The 15690-nt window shown below is 69.1% G+C and carries 17 protein-coding genes; 7 read left to right on the top strand and 10 right to left on the bottom strand.

All coding sequences use genetic code 11. The annotated features are described in order from the left end of the window. Positions 1-178: 178 nt before the first annotated feature. Together C8K38_RS21940 and C8K38_RS21935 are read left to right on the top strand one after the other, a co-directional pair. On the top strand, positions 179-982 hold the full coding sequence (locus tag C8K38_RS21940) for an SDR family oxidoreductase (RefSeq protein ID WP_097213507.1): 804 nt from the start codon (positions 179-181) through the stop codon (positions 980-982). Between the two features lie 201 nt (positions 983-1183). Next, positions 1184-2677, top strand: coding sequence for a stealth family protein (locus C8K38_RS21935; RefSeq protein WP_245222095.1), 1494 nt, complete (start codon positions 1184-1186; stop codon positions 2675-2677). A gap of 23 nt (positions 2678-2700) precedes the next feature. On the opposite strand, the gene C8K38_RS21930 is transcribed toward C8K38_RS21935, so the two are convergent. Together C8K38_RS21930 and C8K38_RS21925 are read right to left on the bottom strand one after the other, a co-directional pair. Then, the gene (locus tag C8K38_RS21930) at positions 2701-3825 is read right to left on the bottom strand and encodes a hypothetical protein (RefSeq protein ID WP_097213505.1); all 1125 of its coding nucleotides are present in this window, start codon (positions 3823-3825) and stop codon (positions 2701-2703) included. A gap of 49 nt (positions 3826-3874) precedes the next feature. Continuing rightward, positions 3875-4789 carry a phosphodiesterase gene (locus C8K38_RS21925; protein WP_097213504.1) on the bottom strand — a complete coding sequence of 305 codons (915 nt, stop codon included), beginning with the start codon at positions 4787-4789 and terminating at the stop codon, positions 3875-3877. Here C8K38_RS21925 and C8K38_RS27855 point away from each other — a divergent pair. Then, entirely contained in the window at positions 4782-4916 is a 135-nt protein-coding gene (locus C8K38_RS27855; protein WP_257017716.1) for a hypothetical protein, read from the top strand. The two genes, C8K38_RS21925 and C8K38_RS27855, sit on opposite strands and share 8 nt — an antisense overlap. Positions 4917-4970: 54 nt before the next feature. On the opposite strand, the gene C8K38_RS21920 is transcribed toward C8K38_RS27855, so the two are convergent. Together C8K38_RS21920 and C8K38_RS21915 are read right to left on the bottom strand one after the other, a co-directional pair. Next, on the bottom strand, positions 4971-5603 hold the full coding sequence (locus tag C8K38_RS21920; RefSeq protein WP_097213503.1) for an MBL fold metallo-hydrolase: 633 nt from the start codon (positions 5601-5603) through the stop codon (positions 4971-4973). Then, entirely contained in the window at positions 5600-6688 is a 1089-nt protein-coding gene (locus tag C8K38_RS21915; RefSeq protein ID WP_097213547.1) for an S-(hydroxymethyl)mycothiol dehydrogenase, read from the bottom strand. Before C8K38_RS21915 ends, C8K38_RS21920 begins: the two co-directional genes overlap by 4 nt. 207 nt (positions 6689-6895) lie before the next feature. Between C8K38_RS21915 and C8K38_RS21910 the strand changes: the two genes are divergently transcribed. Then, positions 6896-7297, top strand: coding sequence for a VOC family protein (locus tag C8K38_RS21910; RefSeq protein WP_097213502.1), 402 nt, complete (start codon positions 6896-6898; stop codon positions 7295-7297). Between the two features lie 50 nt (positions 7298-7347). Beyond that, a complete protein-coding gene (locus tag C8K38_RS21905) occupies positions 7348-9579 on the top strand; it encodes a thiamine pyrophosphate-dependent enzyme (protein ID WP_097213501.1) in 2232 nt (743 codons plus the stop codon). 3 nt (positions 9580-9582) lie between these two features. Here C8K38_RS21905 and C8K38_RS21900 read toward each other — a convergent pair whose 3' ends face one another. The 3 genes from C8K38_RS21900 to C8K38_RS21890 are packed head-to-tail and all read right to left on the bottom strand — an operon-like array spanning position 9583 to position 11674. Next, positions 9583-10248 carry a cyclase family protein gene (locus C8K38_RS21900; protein ID WP_097213500.1) on the bottom strand — a complete coding sequence of 222 codons (666 nt, stop codon included), beginning with the start codon at positions 10246-10248 and terminating at the stop codon, positions 9583-9585. 30 nt (positions 10249-10278) lie between these two features. Beyond that, on the bottom strand, positions 10279-10776 hold the full coding sequence (locus C8K38_RS21895) for an HPP family protein (protein ID WP_097213499.1): 498 nt from the start codon (positions 10774-10776) through the stop codon (positions 10279-10281). A gap of 28 nt (positions 10777-10804) precedes the next feature. After that, positions 10805-11674, bottom strand: coding sequence for an alpha/beta fold hydrolase (locus C8K38_RS21890; protein ID WP_097213498.1), 870 nt, complete (start codon positions 11672-11674; stop codon positions 10805-10807). Positions 11675-11768: 94 nt separating this feature from the next. On the opposite strand from C8K38_RS21890, the gene C8K38_RS21885 reads away from it, so the two are divergent. Beyond that, positions 11769-12323, top strand: coding sequence for a TetR/AcrR family transcriptional regulator (locus C8K38_RS21885; protein ID WP_097213497.1), 555 nt, complete (start codon positions 11769-11771; stop codon positions 12321-12323). Between the two features lie 16 nt (positions 12324-12339). On the opposite strand, the gene C8K38_RS21880 is transcribed toward C8K38_RS21885, so the two are convergent. Both C8K38_RS21880 and C8K38_RS21875 read right to left on the bottom strand, forming a co-directional pair. Next, entirely contained in the window at positions 12340-13005 is a 666-nt protein-coding gene (locus C8K38_RS21880) for a rhomboid-like protein (RefSeq protein WP_097213546.1), read from the bottom strand. Then, the gene (locus C8K38_RS21875) at positions 13002-13322 is read right to left on the bottom strand and encodes a GYD domain-containing protein (RefSeq protein WP_097213496.1); all 321 of its coding nucleotides are present in this window, start codon (positions 13320-13322) and stop codon (positions 13002-13004) included. The genes C8K38_RS21880 and C8K38_RS21875 overlap by 4 nt, the downstream gene beginning before the upstream one ends. 103 nt (positions 13323-13425) lie before the next feature. On the opposite strand from C8K38_RS21875, the gene C8K38_RS21870 reads away from it, so the two are divergent. After that, positions 13426-14247, top strand: coding sequence for a DUF72 domain-containing protein (locus tag C8K38_RS21870; RefSeq protein ID WP_097213495.1), 822 nt, complete (start codon positions 13426-13428; stop codon positions 14245-14247). A 34-nt stretch (positions 14248-14281) separates the two neighbouring features. Here the strand turns inward: C8K38_RS21870 and C8K38_RS21865 are convergent, their stop codons facing one another. Beyond that, positions 14282-15616, bottom strand: coding sequence for an ABC1 kinase family protein (locus C8K38_RS21865; RefSeq protein WP_097213545.1), 1335 nt, complete (start codon positions 15614-15616; stop codon positions 14282-14284). Positions 15617-15690 lie beyond the last annotated feature (74 nt).

Genomic DNA, 15690 nt, shown 5'->3' with positions numbered 1-15690 from the left:
GCGGGACAAATCGGTTCGGTGGTCGGGGCACGGCACCTAGCCTCCGATTCGGACGAACCTGGACGCAGCCATCGGCTCGGGGGATATCTTCGGCAACTGGGTGTCGCTCGGTGCATGCCCATTGACCGATTCGGCATCTGGCCGCATCGCATCGGATCTTCTGTTCGAAGGGAATTTCATGGCGACCTACGTCATCACCGGCTGTGCCTCCGGCATCGGCGCGGCCACCAAGGCGCGGCTGGAATCCGACGGCCACCGCGTCATCGGCGTCGATCTGCACAACGCGGACGTCAACGTCGACCTGAGCACGGCCGACGGGCGCCGCGACGCGATCGCGCAGGTGGCAGCGCTGGCCGACGGCAGCATCGACGGATACGTCCCGTTCGCCGGCCTGGCCGCCGCCGCGGGCCGCCCCGCGAATCTGCTGATCGCGGTCAACTACTTCGGCGCCATCGAACTCCTCGAGGGCCTGCGCCCGCTGTTGGCCGCGGGCAAGAACCCGTCCGTGGTGCTGGTCAGCTCCAACTCCACCACCAGCCAACCGAACTGGCCGACCGATCTCGCCGACGCCTGCCTGGCAGGCGACGAATCGGGCGCCAACGCTGTCGCCGCGACATTCGGGGAGTGGGCCGCCATCCAGGCGTACCCGGCCACCAAGGCCGCGTTGGCCTACTATGCCCGGACGAAGTCCGCCGAGTACATCGCGCAGGGCATCCGACTCAACGCGATCGCGCCCGGCCTGATCGACACCCCGATGACCCAGGAGGGGCGCAAGGACCCGCTGGTCGGCGCGGGCATGGAGCATTTCCTGTCCACCATCCCCGCCGGGCGCGGCGGCAAGCCCGAGGAGGTGGCCGCTCTGGTGGCGTTCCTGCTCGGCCCCGAGGCCAGCTACTTCGTCGGGTCCGTCGTGTTCGTCGACGGTGGCACCGATGCCGCGGCCCGCGGCAAGGACTGGCCGAAGGTGTGGGACCTGAGCTAACCGGTCCTCGAGGGCCGGAAAAGGCGCAGGTCGGCGGCGGCGCCCGCGAGAACTAGACTGGCGGGTGGCCGCCCTGTCGCGGTCACCACCGGAAGGACCACAATCACACACTCTGCTGCCCCGAATGACATCTACTTCGTTCCCCCGGAGCAGGAGACGAGCGACGCCGTGCGGGACGCGTCCGCGGCAGCCGAGGCGCGGCTGCGCGATCGCCCCGAGGTCGTCCGGTTCAAGGGCCGCTTCGCGCTCTCGATCACCACGACGACCCCACACGAGGCCGTGGTGGAGGACCTGCTGTTCATCCGCGACACCCTTGACGCCGCCGGCATCGAATACCTGCTGGTGCGGGGCAACGACGAGCGCCCGGTGATCGCCGTCAACTGGGCCGACCGCAAGATCCTGCGCGCGGCTCTCGTCGCGGCGTGCGAGGACCTCCCGTTCTACTCGAAGACCGTCGATGCCAAACGCAGCCCGGCGGTCCTTGTGGCCGACGGCACGCTGTCGACCACGTCGAAGGCCCGCATCTTCCGGTTGTTCCGGCCGCGGGTCGAGCTGGCGAGCGGACTGAACTACGGGGCGTCGACGGGCGTGCAGATCGAGCTGTGGTCGATATCGGACGACGAGATCGTGTTGCCCATCGAGAACTCGCTGACCCGACGAACAGTGCGCCCCGAAGAGGCCGTGCGGGGCACGGTCGAACGGTTCGGCAAGGTGTGGCCGACCATCGAGAACATGTTTGCCGACCACGCGTCGGACATCAACTTCGATGTGGACCTGGTGTTCTCGTGGGTGGACGGCTCATCCAAGGAATGGCAGGCGCAGCGCGCCAAGCGCATGCAGAACCACGTGGTCGGGGAGGGCGACGACTCCGAGGCCCGCTTCCGTCAGATCGACGAGTTGAAGTATGCGCTGCGGTCCGTCCACATGTATGCGCCGTGGATCCGGCGCATCTTCGTGGCCACCGATTCCGCCCGGCCCGCGTGGCTGGCCAACGACTCCCGGGTCACATTCATGCCGAGCGAGGAGTTCTTCGCCGACACGTCGGTGCTGCCCACCCACAACTCGCAGGCCGTGGAATGCCAGCTGCACCACATCCCCGGCCTTGCCGAGCACTTCCTGTACTCCAACGACGACATGTTCTTCGGCCGGCCGGTCGGACCCCAGATGTTCTTCTCCCCCGGCGGCGTCAGCATGTTCATCGAGGCGACAACGCGAATCGGATTGGGCCACAACGACGGGGAGCGCAGTGGGTTCGAGAACGCGGCGCGGGTCAACCGTCGGTTGCTGCAGGAGCGCTTCGGTCTGATGACCACCCGGCACCTCGAGCATGCGGCCACTCCGCTGCGCAAGAGCGTGATGGCCGAGATGGAGAAGGAGTTCCCCGACGAGTTCGCGGCCACGGCCGCAAGTACTTTCCGGGCGAGCTCCAACATTTCGGTCACCAACTCGCTGTATCACTACTACGCGTTGATGAGCGGACGCGCGGTGGCACAGACCGCGGCCCGGGTGAAGTACGTGGACACCACCATGAAATCCGGTCTCAAGGAAATGGATTCGCTGCTCGCCAAAAGATCGATGGACTTTTTCTGCCTCAACGACGGCAGCGCGCCCGAGATCGATCTCGAGCTGCGCACCGCGAAGGTGACGCAGTTCCTGGAGAACTACTTCCCCATCCCCGCACCCTGGGAGTCCTGAAGCGCTCTATACCCTTGGCTGTCTCACCGTCCCGGACGCGCGTGCGTCAGGTGGGACACCGATCCGGACCCCGGCCACTTCTTGAGCCCAACGCGATCGGGCGTGACCCGCTTCTTCACGAACTGGGCCTCGAGTTCCGGGTCGGCGGCGCCAGTGAACCGCCACAGCGTGGTGTCGGTCGTGCGTGGCGCCATCGCCCACGACTCGGCGCGGTACACCGCCCGAACAATGTTGTCCGCAAACACGATCACCGGAATGTTGACGGTCTCGCGAACAGCGTTCCCGGCCGCCCACGACTGACGTGCCATCGCGTAGATCTCATCCTGAGTCGCCCCCCGTTTCGCCGCTCCCTTCACCTCGACCAGGAAGCACGGCGTGGGTAGGTCCGGCACCGGTTCCGCCGCATACTGCAGCACCAGATCATCTACCGGTGCAGCCGTGAGCTCGAGAGTTTCGCCTGCGAGGTTGGTGAGGCCGGGAGTTTCGGTCTCCTGCTCGAGCAGGCCGAGCACGCCTGCGAGCGCCATGCGAACCCCGTCCGCGGCCCGATCGTCGTCGGTGGCCGTGATCTGATGCTGCACAATGTAGTGCTCCACCTCGTGGCCGGCGTCGTAGATGCTGCGAATACGCCTGATGCTCGCGGTGGTGACCTCGGGGCGGTCCGTCTCCTGGCCCTCGAGCAACTGACGACTCTCGGTCTCCTCCAGCGCCGCCCACACGTGGCCGAATACGCGGTTGCCGCGTCCACTCCCCACGTAGAAAACCGACCGGTTGCGTGGATCCAACAGCGCGTACACGTACACGCCCAACTGTTCGGCCACCCGCGCGGGCAGTGGTTTCGGGGCGGGACGAGTCTGATGAACCGTCGTCACGATCAGGCGCAGCGCCGCGAGCCTGAGGGCCACCGGGACACCGTGGCCGTCACCGTCGATCCGATCGAACAGCGCTGCCGATGCCGCCTGCACCGACGTGAACGTCCGCCCCACATTTCGCCCGAGGGCCGTGGCCACATCGGCGAACTGCGCCAGCCGCACCCGCGGATCCGGCGATGCGTCGGCCAGGTCGTTGGATGCGAGAAAGGTCTGGACCTCTGGCGAGGCAAGCCAGCGCGGTGTGATGTCGATCGGAACTGTCCAGACGGTAGCCATGCCCCGACTCTAGTGAACGTCGCCGTGAAAGTAGCTGGTCGCGCGCCGGCTACACCCGGTCGGCACTCACCGGCACCACCGGGAGTTCGCTGTCTGCGATCCGAACCCGGGCCGAGGCGAGTCGCCGCGCGGTCTCCCCTGCGGTGACGTACTCGCCGACGATGTCATGGCCGCCCATCGGGACGACGGAATGAACGATGGTGCCTGGGTAGACGTGCACCATGTTGTGGCCCTGGGCGCCGTCGCGTCCGCGCTGGGCTCCTGGCGGCACGGTGAGATCCTGCGTGTAGCAGGTGGCGGAGGCGACAGAGACGGGGATGCCGGCGAACGTCGCGGTCGTCGAGTAGTGAAGATGGCCTGCCAGGATGGCCCGCACATCGCTGCCGCGCAGTACCTCGGCGAGCCGCGTCTGGTCGCGCAACTCCACGAGCACCGCGAGATCCTGCACGCACGGAACCGGCGGGTGGTGCAGCGCCAGGATGGTGCCGTGTGGTGCAGGCGTCTCGAGTTCGGCTGCAAGCCAACGTAGTTGGGCCTCACCGATCTCGCCGTAGTGGTGTCCGGGCACCGTCGAGTCGAGGGTGATGATGCGCAGGCCGTCGACATCGTAGGTGCGATCGACCGGCCCGGTTTGCGGATCCTCGTCGAAGAGCACGGCGCGGAAGTGGGCGCGGTCGTCGTGATTGCCCATGGCCCAGATGACCTGCGCACCGAGAGAGTCCGCGACGGGGTCGACGAGGGCGCGAAGCTTCGCATAGGCGCCGGGTTCGCCCTTGTCGGCGAGGTCGCCGGTGAACACCAGCGCATCGGGCCTCGCCTGTGACGCCTCGATCTCGGCGAAGATCTGCCGTAGTCGGGCCTCGCTGTCGACCCCGCCGTAGAGCGCGCCGGGGCGATCGAGCAGGTGGGTATCGCTCAGGTGGAGTAGGACGTGTGATGGGCGCGGATACTCGGCCGTGCGCATGGTGCTGATCGGTCTCTCGCTTCCGCTCGCCCCCGACGTGCAGGTGCCCGGCTGGGGGCACCTACCCGGACTCCACACTAGCCAGGTGGACGCCCGGAGGCCGAAGGTGTGGCAGATCGACGCCTGAGCCTCGCGGCACGGCGGGTCGGACCCGGGAACCGGGCCGACCCGCCGTCCGGGGCTAGGATCCCGTCCGGATCCATTCCTCCAGGTGCGGCGACTCGGTGCCGATCGTGGTGCCGTCGCCGTGCCCGGTGTGCACCCGGGTCTCCGCCGGTAGCGCGAACAGTCGGTCGCGGATCGACCCGATGATCGTCGGGAAATCGGAGAACGAGCGCCCGGTCGCCCCCGGTCCACCGGAGAACAGGGTGTCGCCGCTGAACAGCTCGCCCGCCTCGGGCAGGTACAGGCAGGTCGAGCCCGGAGAGTGGCCGGGCGTGTGGATGGCCTGGATCTCCGTGCCCGCCACCGCGATACGCTGACCGTCCTCGAGCGGCAGGTGCGCGACCTCGGGGTGGGTCATCCGCCACAGCACGTCGTCGGCGGGGTGCAGCAGGATCGGGGCATCCAGACGTTCCGACAGCTCCGGCGCGACAGTCACGTGGTCGTTGTGCCCGTGGGTGAGCACGATCGCCTTCACCCGCCTGCCTGCGACCGCATCGATGATCGGCTGCGCGGTGTGTGCGGCGTCGACGATCACCACCTCGGAGTCGTCGCCGATCAGCCAGATGTTGTTGTCGACGTCCCAGGTGCCACCGTCGAGGCTGAACGTCCCCGACGTGACGACCCGGTCGACCCTCAGCGCGCCGCTCACAGCACGACCACCGAACGCAGCACCTCGCCGCGGTGCATGGACTCGAAGGCCTGCTCCACCTCGTCGAGCGCGATCCGCTCGGTGACGAACTTCTCCAGCGGCAGCCGACCCTGCTGGTACAGGTCCACGAGCATCGGGAAGTCGCGCTCGGGCAGGCAGTCGCCGTACCAGGACGACTTCAGTGCCCCGCCACGGGAGAAGAAGTCGATGAGCGGCATCTCCAGCGTCATGTCCGGGGTGGGCACGCCGACCAGGACCACCGTGCCGGCCAGGTCGCGCGCGTAGAACGCCTGCTTCCAGGTCTCCGGCCGCCCGACTGCGTCCACCACCACGTCGGCGCCGAAGCCACCGGTCAGTTCCTGTACGGCCTCGACCACGTCGTCGACCTCGGCGGCGTTGATCGTGTGGGTGGCGCCGAGTTCGGTAGCCCACTCGAGCTTGCGGGGGTCGCGGTCGATCGCGATGATCGTGCCCGCGCCCGCCAGCCGGGACCCCATGATCGCGGCGTCACCGACGCCGCCGCAGCCGATGACCGCGACGGAGTCGCCGCGGCCGACGTTGCCGGTGTTCATGGCCGCACCCATGCCCGCCATGACGCCGCAGCCGAGCAGACCCACCACCGCGGGATCCGCGGACGGGTCCACCTTCGTGCACTGACCGGCGTGTACCAGGGTCTTGTCTGCGAACGCGCCGATGCCGAGGGCGGGACTGAGCTCGGTGCCGTCCTGGAGGGTCATCTTCTGCGTCGCGTTGAAGGTGTCGAAACAGTACTGGGGGCGTCCGCGCTTGCAGGCGCGGCACTGACCGCAGACCGCCCGCCAGTTCAGCACCACGAAATCGCCCACCTCGACCGAATCGACACCCGCGCCGATGCTCTCGACGATGCCGGCCGCCTCGTGTCCGAGCAGGAACGGGTACTCGTCGTTGATGCCCCCGTCGCGGTAGGTGAGGTCCGTGTGGCAGACCCCGCAGGTCGAGACGGCGACGACGACCTCACCGGGCCCGGGGTCGGGGATGATGATCGTCGCGATCTCGACCGGCGCTCCCTTGGAGCGGGCGATGACACCCCGAACCTGCTGCGACATGGCGTTGTCTCCTTCGAACTCGTGTGGATTCATGGCGGTACGAGCGCCGGGTTCGACGGTAGTCCAACCGGCGTCCGCAGTGCCCGGACCGCGTCCAACGGAGATAGTTTGCGTGGACCGATGAGTTTTCCGATCGGCGGCGGTCTAACCGTTCGACGACCTCGGAAGCCGAGGACGCAGCGACGCAACCGATGACAGGAGCAGACAATGTCCCGCATGCTTTTCGTGAACCTGGCAGTGAAGAACATCGAGGCGACCCGGAAGTTCTTCGACGGACTCGGATTCGGGTTCAACGAGACCTTCAGCGACGAGAACTGTGCCTCGATGGTGATCAACGACGTGACCACGGTGATGCTGCTGCAGGAGGCGCGGTTCCGCGACTTCATCTCCGACGACATCTGCGACACCTCGAAGTCTCGTGAGGCCCTGCTGTGCATTTCCGCGGACAGCCGGGAGGAGGTCGACTCGCTGGTCGACACCGCCATCGGCGCGGGCGGCTCGGCCTGGATGGAGGCGCAGGACCAGGGCTTCATGTACGGCCGCGCGTTCCGTGACCTGGACGGGCACGTCTGGGAGGTCATGTGGATGGACCCCGCCGCCATCGGCTGACCGGATATTGTCGAACTGCGCGTAGACCCCGCACGGGCAGGACGGTCCGCATGGCCGAACCGATCGACGAGCAGTTCATCGAGTCCGTCGGGGCGATGGCGAGCCCGACCCCCTGGCGCTCGCCCGCCCCGACGGAACCCGTCCGCGAGGGTTCGGTGCTCACCGTGGCCCGCTGCCTGGAGCTCTTCGATGCCCAGCTCGGGAGCAGACACCTCGATCTCGCCGCCCGCGTGCTGCAGGCCGGTGGCGCGGGCTTCTACACGATCGGTTCGTCGGGTCACGAGGGCAACGCGGCGGTGGCGGGCGCGCTGCGGCCGACCGACCCGGCGCTGTTGCACTACCGGTCCGGCGGCTTCTTCCTCGAACGCGCGCGCCAGGTGGGCGGCGGCGATCCGCTGCGGGACGTGCTGCTCGGGGTGGTCGCGGCCGCCGCCGACCCGATCTCCGGCGGGCGGCACAAGGTGTTCGGCCGCCACGACCTCGCGGTGATCCCGCAGACCTCCACGATCGCCTCACACCTGCCGCGCGCGGTGGGCGTCGCGTTCGCGATCGGCAGGGCCCGCAGGCTGGGTGTCGATACGCCCTGGCCCGCGGATGCGGTGGCCGTGTGCAGCTTCGGGGACGCCTCCGCCAATCACTCGACGGCGGTCGGCGCGATCAACGCGGCGGCGCTGGGTGCGTACGAGGGTCTACCGCTGCCCTTGCTGTTGGTGTGCGAGGACAACGGCATCGGCGTCAGCGTGCCCACCCCCGGGGGCTGGATCGAGTCCGCCTACTCGGGCCGGGTGGGGCTCGAGTACTTCGCTGCGGACGGCTGCGACCTCGCCGCCGCCGTCGACGCGGCAACGCGCGCCGCACACTGGGTGCGCGAGCACCGGCGCCCGGCGTTCCTGCACCTGCGCACGGTCCGGCTGATGGGGCACGCGGGCTCGGACGTGGAATCGGCCTACCGATCTCCCGCGGTGATCGCCGCCGAACAGCGCCGTGACCCGCTGCTCGGCACCGCCCGGCTGCTCGTCGAGTCGGGGGCCCTTGCGCCTGCCGAGGTGCTTGCCCGGTACCGGCGCAAGCGCGACGACGTGCTGGCGCTCGCTCGCGAGGTCGCCCTGCTCCCCCGGCTGACGACCGCGGACGCTGTGATGTCGCCGCTGCGCGGACCGGACCCCGGTTCGGTGTCCGCCGGGGTCGACAAACCGGCCGAGACACGTTCTCGAGCACAGGTTTTCGACGGTGCACTGCCGGAGTATGCGGGTCGTCTCACCCTGGCGCAGTCGATCAACCGTGCCCTGCTCGACACCCTCGCTGCGTACCAAGAGGCGATGGTCTTCGGTGAGGACGTTGCCCGCAAGGGTGGCGTCTACGGCGTCACAAGGGGGCTCGCGAACCGGGCGGGTACGGCTCGGGTATTCGACACCCCGCTCGACGAACAGACCGTGCTCGGGCTCGCGCTCGGCGCGGGTGTCTCCGGGCTGCTGCCCATCCCGGAGATCCAATATCTCGCCTATCTGCACAACGCGGAGGATCAGATCCGGGGCGAGGCAGCGACATTGGGCTTCTTCTCGTCCGGCCGCTACCGAAACCCGATGGTGGTGCGGGTCGCAGGCTACGGATACCAGAAGGGCTTCGGGGGTCACTTCCACAACGACGACGCGGTCGCCGTGCTGCGTGACATCCCGGGCTTGGTGCTGGCCTCCCCCGCCCGGCCCGAGGACGCCGCCCCGATGCTCCGCACCTGTGTCGCGGCCGCGAAAACCGAAGGCGCGGTGTGCGTTTTCCTCGAACCGATCGCGCTGTACCACGAGCGGGACCTGCACGAGCCCGGGGACGAGGGCTGGCTGGCGCCGTACGAGGGGCCGGGCGGTTGGGCTGCGGCGCACGTACCGATCGGGAGTGGACGCACCCACGGGGACGGAGCGGACCTGACCATCGTGACGTTCGGCAACGGACTCCGGATGAGCCTGCGGGTCGCCCGGCGGCTGCGCACGCGCGGCCTCGACGCGCGCGTGTTCGACCTGCGCTGGCTGGCACCGCTGCCCGTGGCGGACCTGCTCCGCGAGGCGCGGGTCACCGGGCGGGTGCTGGTGGTCGACGAGACCCGCCGGTCGGGCGGTGTCTCGGAGGGGGTGATCGCGGCGCTCGTCGACTCGGGTTTCGAGGGCGCGATCGCGCGGGTCACGAGCGAGGACAGCTTCGTCCCGCTCGGCGAGGCCGCGCGCCTGGTGCTGGTCTCCGAGGAGCAGATCGAGGCGGCGGCGGTGGGTCTGGTCGGCCGCAGCCGGTGATGGTCAGGGCCGGTCGAGCTCCATCGCGACCGCCCGCACCGGCGCACCGTCGCCGCCAGCCAGCTTCAGCGGCAGGATGCTGATCAGCGGGTCCGGGAAGTCGACGAGTTCGAGGTTGCAGAGGTTCTCGGCGATCACGCCGCCCGCTTTCGCGATCAGGTGGTGCGCCGGATAGTCCGTGTCCTCATCGCCGGACGGGTCGACGCTCGGCGCGTCGAGGCAGAACGCCCGCACCCCGCGCTCGAGCAGCAGCGCGCAGGCGTCGGCGCCGAGGAACGGGTGGTCGTAGTAGACGTCGGTGCCGTAGTGCCGGTCCCACCCGGTGTGGACGAGCGCGATGTCGCCGGTCCGCACCGATTCGGCGGGCCCGGCGATCATCGCCGCGGTGATCGGCTGCCGAGGGGCCAGTCCGCGCAGGTCGAAGACGACACCGCGACCGACGAAGAGCGACAGGTCCATTCGGTCGATCGGGGTGTCGCCGTCCCGCAGGTGTACCGGCGCGTCCACGTGGGTGCCGGACTGCGATCCCATCTCCACACGCAGGACGTTGTAGCCGTCGCGGGCCACGGTGCAGTGCGGTGTCAGCCTCGCTGCCGGGTCGCCGGGGTACACCGGCATGCCGGTGTCGATCGGGTGTGAGAGGTCCACGATCCTGCGCACCACGCTCACGGCCTCACCTCCATCGTGTGTCGACCAGTATCACCCGCGCAACGGGTACTCGAAGCCAGGAACGAGCCGCCCGGCGACCCAGGCGGCCACCAGCACGATCGCCACCGCGGGTATCAGGGTGTGCGGGAGGTAGCCCAGGCCGGGGCCGGTGAGCCCGATGCTGCCCGCGCACAGCGCCGCGGGGATGTGCGGCGCGCGCAGGATGGCCATCAGCGCGACCGCGGCGACCACCGAGGCCGCGACGGCGGCCTCCGACGGTCCGAGGATCGCGGTGGTGGGGAGCGCCGTCGCCGCAGCGGCCGGGTAGGCCCGCAGGATCGCTCCCGGCCTCGCGGGCGGTCCGGAGGGGGCGAGCGCGATCAGGGCTGCCGATGCCACGAACGGCAGCGCGAAGACCGCGAGGCCGAGCAGGTGTTCGGCCGTGGCCAGGGACGCGATGATGGTCAGTGCCGCCGCGGCCGCGCTGAGGGCCGAGGCGGTGGTGCCGCGGCGGGCGATCGTGGCGGAGGCGTTGGTGAGGACGGACATGGGGCTCCTTCTTGCAGGCGTTGCGGGATCAGAGGTTTCGACGGAGGAAGTCCCGGATCAGCTCGGCGATCTCCTGTCCGTGGGTCTCCAGCGCGAAGTGGCCCGCGTCGAGCAGGTGGATCTCCGCGTCGGGGAGATCGGTCGCGAACGCCTCGGCGCCTGCGGGGCCGAAGATCTCGTCGCCGCGGCCCCATGCGACCAGCGTGGGCGGCCGATGGGTCCGGAAGTACTCCTGGAAGGCGGGGTACCCGTCGAGGTTGAACTGGTAGTCCAAGAACAACTGGAGCTGAATCTCCTTGTTGCCCGGCCGGTCCAGGCCCGCCTGGTCCGTCAACCAGGTCTCGGGCGCGATCCGGTCCAGCCGGTCGGCGGGGACGCCGTGGGTGTACTGCCATCGCGTCGCGTCGAGCTCGAGGAGTTCGCGGACCGCGGGCTCGTGCTCCGCGCGGTTCTGCGCGTGCGCGAACAGCACGTCCCAGAACGGGGTGAATCCCTCCCGGTAGGCATTGCCGCTCTGAGTGATCAGCGCGGTGACACGCTCCGGGTGCTTGGCGGCGATCCGCAGCCCGATCGGTGCGCCGTAGTCCTGGATGTAGAGCGCGAAGCGGTCGATGCCGAGGCGGCCGAGCAGCTGATCGGTGATCTCGGCGAGGCGGTCGAAGCTGTAGTCGAACTCGTCGACCGCGGGCATCGAGGAGCGCCCGAAGCCGATGTGGTCGGGCGCGACAACGTGGAACTCGTCCGCGAGTTCGGAGATCAGGTTCCGGAACATGTGTGAGCTGCTCGGAAACCCGTGCAGGAGAACGAGGGTCGGGTTGTCCGGGTGGCCGGACTCCCGATAGAAGACCTCGAGTCCGTCGATGGTCGCGGTGCGGTGGCGGGTGTCGAAGCTGGACATGGTGGCTCCTGACTCTCTAGGGAGAACGAGCGTTCTCCCTCATGGCGTGTACAGTAGAGAACGATGGTTCTCCGCGCAAGTGTCGAGGTGAGAGATGGATCCGGATACCGCTGACACCCAGCTGCTCGACGCAGCCGAGGCACTGTTCAACGAGCGCGGCGTGCAGGCCGTCGGGATGGACGAGATCCGCACGAGGTCCGGGGTCTCCCTCAAGCGCCTCTACCGGCTGTATCCGGCGAAGGACCGGCTGGTCGAGGCGGTGCTGCGCAGGCGCGACCTCGTCGTGCGGGAGGAGCTGGCCCGGTTCCTGGAGCCGATCGACGATCCCCGTGACCGGGTCCTCGGCGTTTTCGACTACCTGGACGACTGGTTTCGGCGGGAGGACTTCCGGGGCTGCACCTTCATCAACACCTTCGGCGAGCTGGGCGGGGGGAACCAGGCCGTCGCCGACATCGCCAAGGCGAACAAGGCCGCACTGCTCGAGTGCCTGCGCGAGCTGGTCTCCGCCGCGGGCCTACCGGCGCCGCTGGCCGACCAGCTCGCGATCCTCGCGAACGGCGCGATGGCGACCGCCGCGATCGCCCGCTCACCGCTGCCCGCCCGGCAGGCCCGCGATGCCGCACGCGTGCTACTGGACGCGGTGAGCTGACGACCACGCGGGGGCGTCACCCTCGCCGGCGGATCCGCCGGTCGACCGCCCGCGCGGTCGCGATCGGGTCCCATACCTCTTGGCGGGCCCGTACGAGGGGGTAGCAAGCGAGTCCGAGGAGTGCGGCGGTGAGGTGGCCGACGTCGGTGAAGGTGACGCCGCCGAGCAGCGGCACCGCATAGAAGACGAGCACGCCGGCCAGGTAGACGTACCGCCATGGCGGGGCGATCCGATACGTCAGTACAGCGACCACGCCCGCGAGGGCATAGCTGACTCCGTAGTCGAGGGTATCGACCGCGGACTCCGGGGCGCGACCGTGCTGGATCGCCCAGTACAGGACGCCCTCGCTGATGTAGGTGGCGCCGACGTGCGCGATCACCACGACGACGAGCCACCGAAGCGTGCCGAGCCAGCGTTCGGCCGGCACATGGAAGACGTTGTAGACGACGAAGTAGGTGATCCAGCCGCCGCCCGCGAGCCAGAACGCGCTGGTGATCAGCACCCGTATCGGGTCCTCGGCCAGGTGGTGCAGGTTGGTCGACCGATTGCCGAGCACGTCGGTCAGGAGGTCCGGCGCCAGGTGGCGGCTCACCACGGTCGTCGCGAGCAGGATTGCCAGCCAGATGAACGTGCCCGGTGCGCGCCGGATGTAGGCCCACACGGCACGCGGCACGGAGGTCAGCTCCCGGGGGGTCGGTAGGTCGCGGGGCGCTTGGCCGCGTCGTCGATCTGCTCGGGGGTGAGCAGGGCGACGGTCACGGTGCGGGCCGCGCCGCTCGCGGCGGTGCGGATGCTCAGCGCCGCCGCGGCAACCTCGTCGGGCACCTCGCCGATGACGTAGAGGTCGTGGCCGCCGAACGCGAAGTGGCAGCTCTCGACGGTCCCGCCGACGCTCTCGACCGCCTGCACGATCGCGTCGCGGCGTCGCGATCCGCCTTCGGTGAGTAGGCCTTGTGCGCCATCGTGCGTGTAGCCGACCTGCCACAGGTACTTGGGCATGATGATGTCCCTCGGCTCGGTTTCTGGGGCGTATCCATCGTCCTCCTCCCGGCCGGGGACCGGTGCGGTATCGCGGAAACGACGACGGATCTACGCTCGGCTCATGGCGGAAGTCCGCATCGGGATCTCCGGATGGGCGTATCCCGGCTGGCGCGGCGATTTCTATCCCGCCGGCCTGGAGCACCGGCGGGAGCTGGCGTACGCCGCGTCCCGAATGGCGTCGATCGAGATCAACGGATCCTTCTACGCGCTGCAAACGCCCGATTCCTTCGCCCGGTGGCGGGACGCGACGCCCGACGGATTCGTGTTCGCGGTCAAGGGCGGCCGCTACATCACGCACATGAAGCGCCTGCGCGACGTCGACACCGCATTGGCCAACTTCTTCGCGTCCGGCCCGCTCGCGCTGCACGCCAAGCTCGGCCCGATCCTGTGGCAGCTTCCGCCCACGCTCGCATTCGACGCCGACCGCCTCGCCCCGTTCCTCGCCGCGCTGCCGCGGACCACGATGGCGGCAGCGGAGCTCGCCGGGCGCCACGACGACAAGGTGCCCGAGGGGGGTGTGCTCACCGTCGCCGATGCGCCGAGGCCGGTCCGGCATGCCCTCGAGGCGCGCCACAGCAGCTTCGGTGACCCGGAGGCGGTAGCGCTGATCGAGCAGAACGGGGTGGCCCTGGTGGTCGCGGACTCAGCGGGCCGGTACCCGATATTCGACAGGTGCACAAGCGATTTCATGTATGTACGGCTGCACGGTGACACCGAGCTCTATGCGAGCGGCTACGGCGACCACGTCCTCGACACATGGGCGACGCGGATCGGGGGTTGGTGCGCCGACGGGCTCGACGTGTACGTCTATCTCGACAACGACGCGCGCGGTCGCGCACCGTTCGACGCGATCGCGCTCCGGCGGCGCCTCGGTGGGGTCTGACGGGCCGGCGACGGGTTCCTCGCGGCCCGGTGGCTCATTCCTCGGGCAGCTCGACGCCCAGTGCCGCGGCCCGCTCGGCCACCGCCTCGGGGAAGACGTTCCGGAACAGGTAGGGGTCCTTGCCGATCACCCATCCGGGGGCGAGCCTGGTGGCGTACCGCTCGAAGTAGCCGAGCTGCTTGCCGAACAGGACCAGCTCCTCCGGGCTGGCGACTCCCCACTGCTTGCCGAGCTGGACCAGCGCCATGATGAGCGTGCCGAGGTTCAGTTCGGCCAGGTCATTGGTGAACACCGGGGCCAGGACGGCGGCCACCTGCATGCCGATCTCGGCGTCGCCTGCCTCGATGTCCGCGGTGTAGCCGAGGTCGCGGATGCCGCGCGCCACCCGTGCGAAATCGCCGTCGATGAGGTTGGCGTAGAACATGTCCCGCAGGATCGACCGCCAGACCTCGGGCAGCTCGCCGACGATGCCGAAGTCGAGGAAGGCGATGCGGCCGTCGTCGAGCGCCCAGAGGTTCCCCGCGTGCACATCGCCGTGGAAAGGGCCGTGGACGGTGATCGACTCGATCCACGCCTTGACGCCGCGCCGGATCAGCATCGTGGTGTCGTGATCGGCGTCGGGGACGAACCGGTCGAGGGGGACGCCGTGCAGCCGTTCCATGCAGATCACGTGCGGGCCGCAGTAGTCCCAGTACACCTCCGGCGCCGTCACTCCCTTGTTGTCGCCGAATGACCAGATGGCGTCACGAAACCGGGTCTGCCGGTCGGCCTCGACGGCGCTGTTGAGTTCCGTCATGGTGGCGGCGTGCAGGTCCCTGATGATGGCGGTCGCGTTCGCGATCCGGAAGAACTCGAAGAGTCGCTCGAGCAGTTTGGCGCCGCCGTACGCGGTGCGCAGGTCGACGAGCATGCGGTGATAGATGCCAGGCCTCTGCACCTTGATCACGGCCTCGCGGCCGTCGTGGAGTACACAGGCATGCACCTGCGCGACGGACGCCGCGGCCAGGGGCTCGTCGTCGAAGCTCGCGAAGATCTCGTCGACGCGCCCGCCGAGGTCGCCCTCGATGACCTCCCTCGCCTTCTGCGCGGACACCGGCGGCACGTCGTCGAGACAGCGCAGGCAGGCGTTGGCGAGTGGGGCAGGGAACACCCCGGAGGAGGAAGCCATCAGCTGCCCGAGTTTGACGAAGGTCGGGCCCAGCGCCTCGAAGGCGTTGACCACACCCTCCGACGCGGCGTCGGCCCAGGTCTCGCCGCGCCGCAGGAACGGCTTGGTGAGCACCGCGTACCCCGCGCAGGCGATGATCACCACCCCGACCACAAGGGCGCGCCACAGCTGGGCGGGGCCGAACTTGTTGAGGTCGGGCATGTGGACCGACAGCGCGGCCGGGGGCGGTCCCGACGCGTAGGGACCGACGGGACTCGAATGGTTGGACTGTGACA

It is taken from the genome of Rhodococcus sp. OK611 (assembly GCF_003050885.1).
In the GTDB taxonomy this organism is placed as follows: Bacteria; Actinomycetota; Actinomycetes; order Mycobacteriales; family Mycobacteriaceae; genus Rhodococcus_G; species Rhodococcus_G oryzae.
The sequence above is the reverse complement of the archived record's forward strand: the minus strand, read 5'-3'. Positions and strand labels throughout refer to the sequence as shown.

Coding starts and splice junctions, on each gene's coding strand:
- C8K38_RS21940 (WP_097213507.1), top strand. CDS start 179: ATGGCGACCTACGTCATCACCGGCTGTGCCTCCGGCATCGGCGCGGCC.
- C8K38_RS21930 (WP_097213505.1), bottom strand. CDS start 3,825: ATGGCTACCGTCTGGACAGTTCCGATCGACATCACACCGCGCTGGCTT.
- C8K38_RS21925 (WP_097213504.1), bottom strand. CDS start 4,789: ATGCGCACGGCCGAGTATCCGCGCCCATCACACGTCCTACTCCACCTG.
- C8K38_RS21915 (WP_097213547.1), bottom strand. CDS start 6,688: ATGTCGCAGCAGGTTCGGGGTGTCATCGCCCGCTCCAAGGGAGCGCCG.
- C8K38_RS21910 (WP_097213502.1), top strand. CDS start 6,896: ATGTCCCGCATGCTTTTCGTGAACCTGGCAGTGAAGAACATCGAGGCG.
- C8K38_RS21905 (WP_097213501.1), top strand. CDS start 7,348: ATGGCCGAACCGATCGACGAGCAGTTCATCGAGTCCGTCGGGGCGATG.
- C8K38_RS21895 (WP_097213499.1), bottom strand. CDS start 10,776: ATGTCCGTCCTCACCAACGCCTCCGCCACGATCGCCCGCCGCGGCACC.
- C8K38_RS21890 (WP_097213498.1), bottom strand. CDS start 11,674: ATGTCCAGCTTCGACACCCGCCACCGCACCGCGACCATCGACGGACTC.
- C8K38_RS21885 (WP_097213497.1), top strand. CDS start 11,769: ATGGATCCGGATACCGCTGACACCCAGCTGCTCGACGCAGCCGAGGCA.
- C8K38_RS21875 (WP_097213496.1), bottom strand. CDS start 13,322: ATGCCCAAGTACCTGTGGCAGGTCGGCTACACGCACGATGGCGCACAA.
- C8K38_RS21870 (WP_097213495.1), top strand. CDS start 13,426: ATGGCGGAAGTCCGCATCGGGATCTCCGGATGGGCGTATCCCGGCTGG.
- C8K38_RS21865 (WP_097213545.1), bottom strand. CDS start 15,616: ATGCCCGACCTCAACAAGTTCGGCCCCGCCCAGCTGTGGCGCGCCCTT.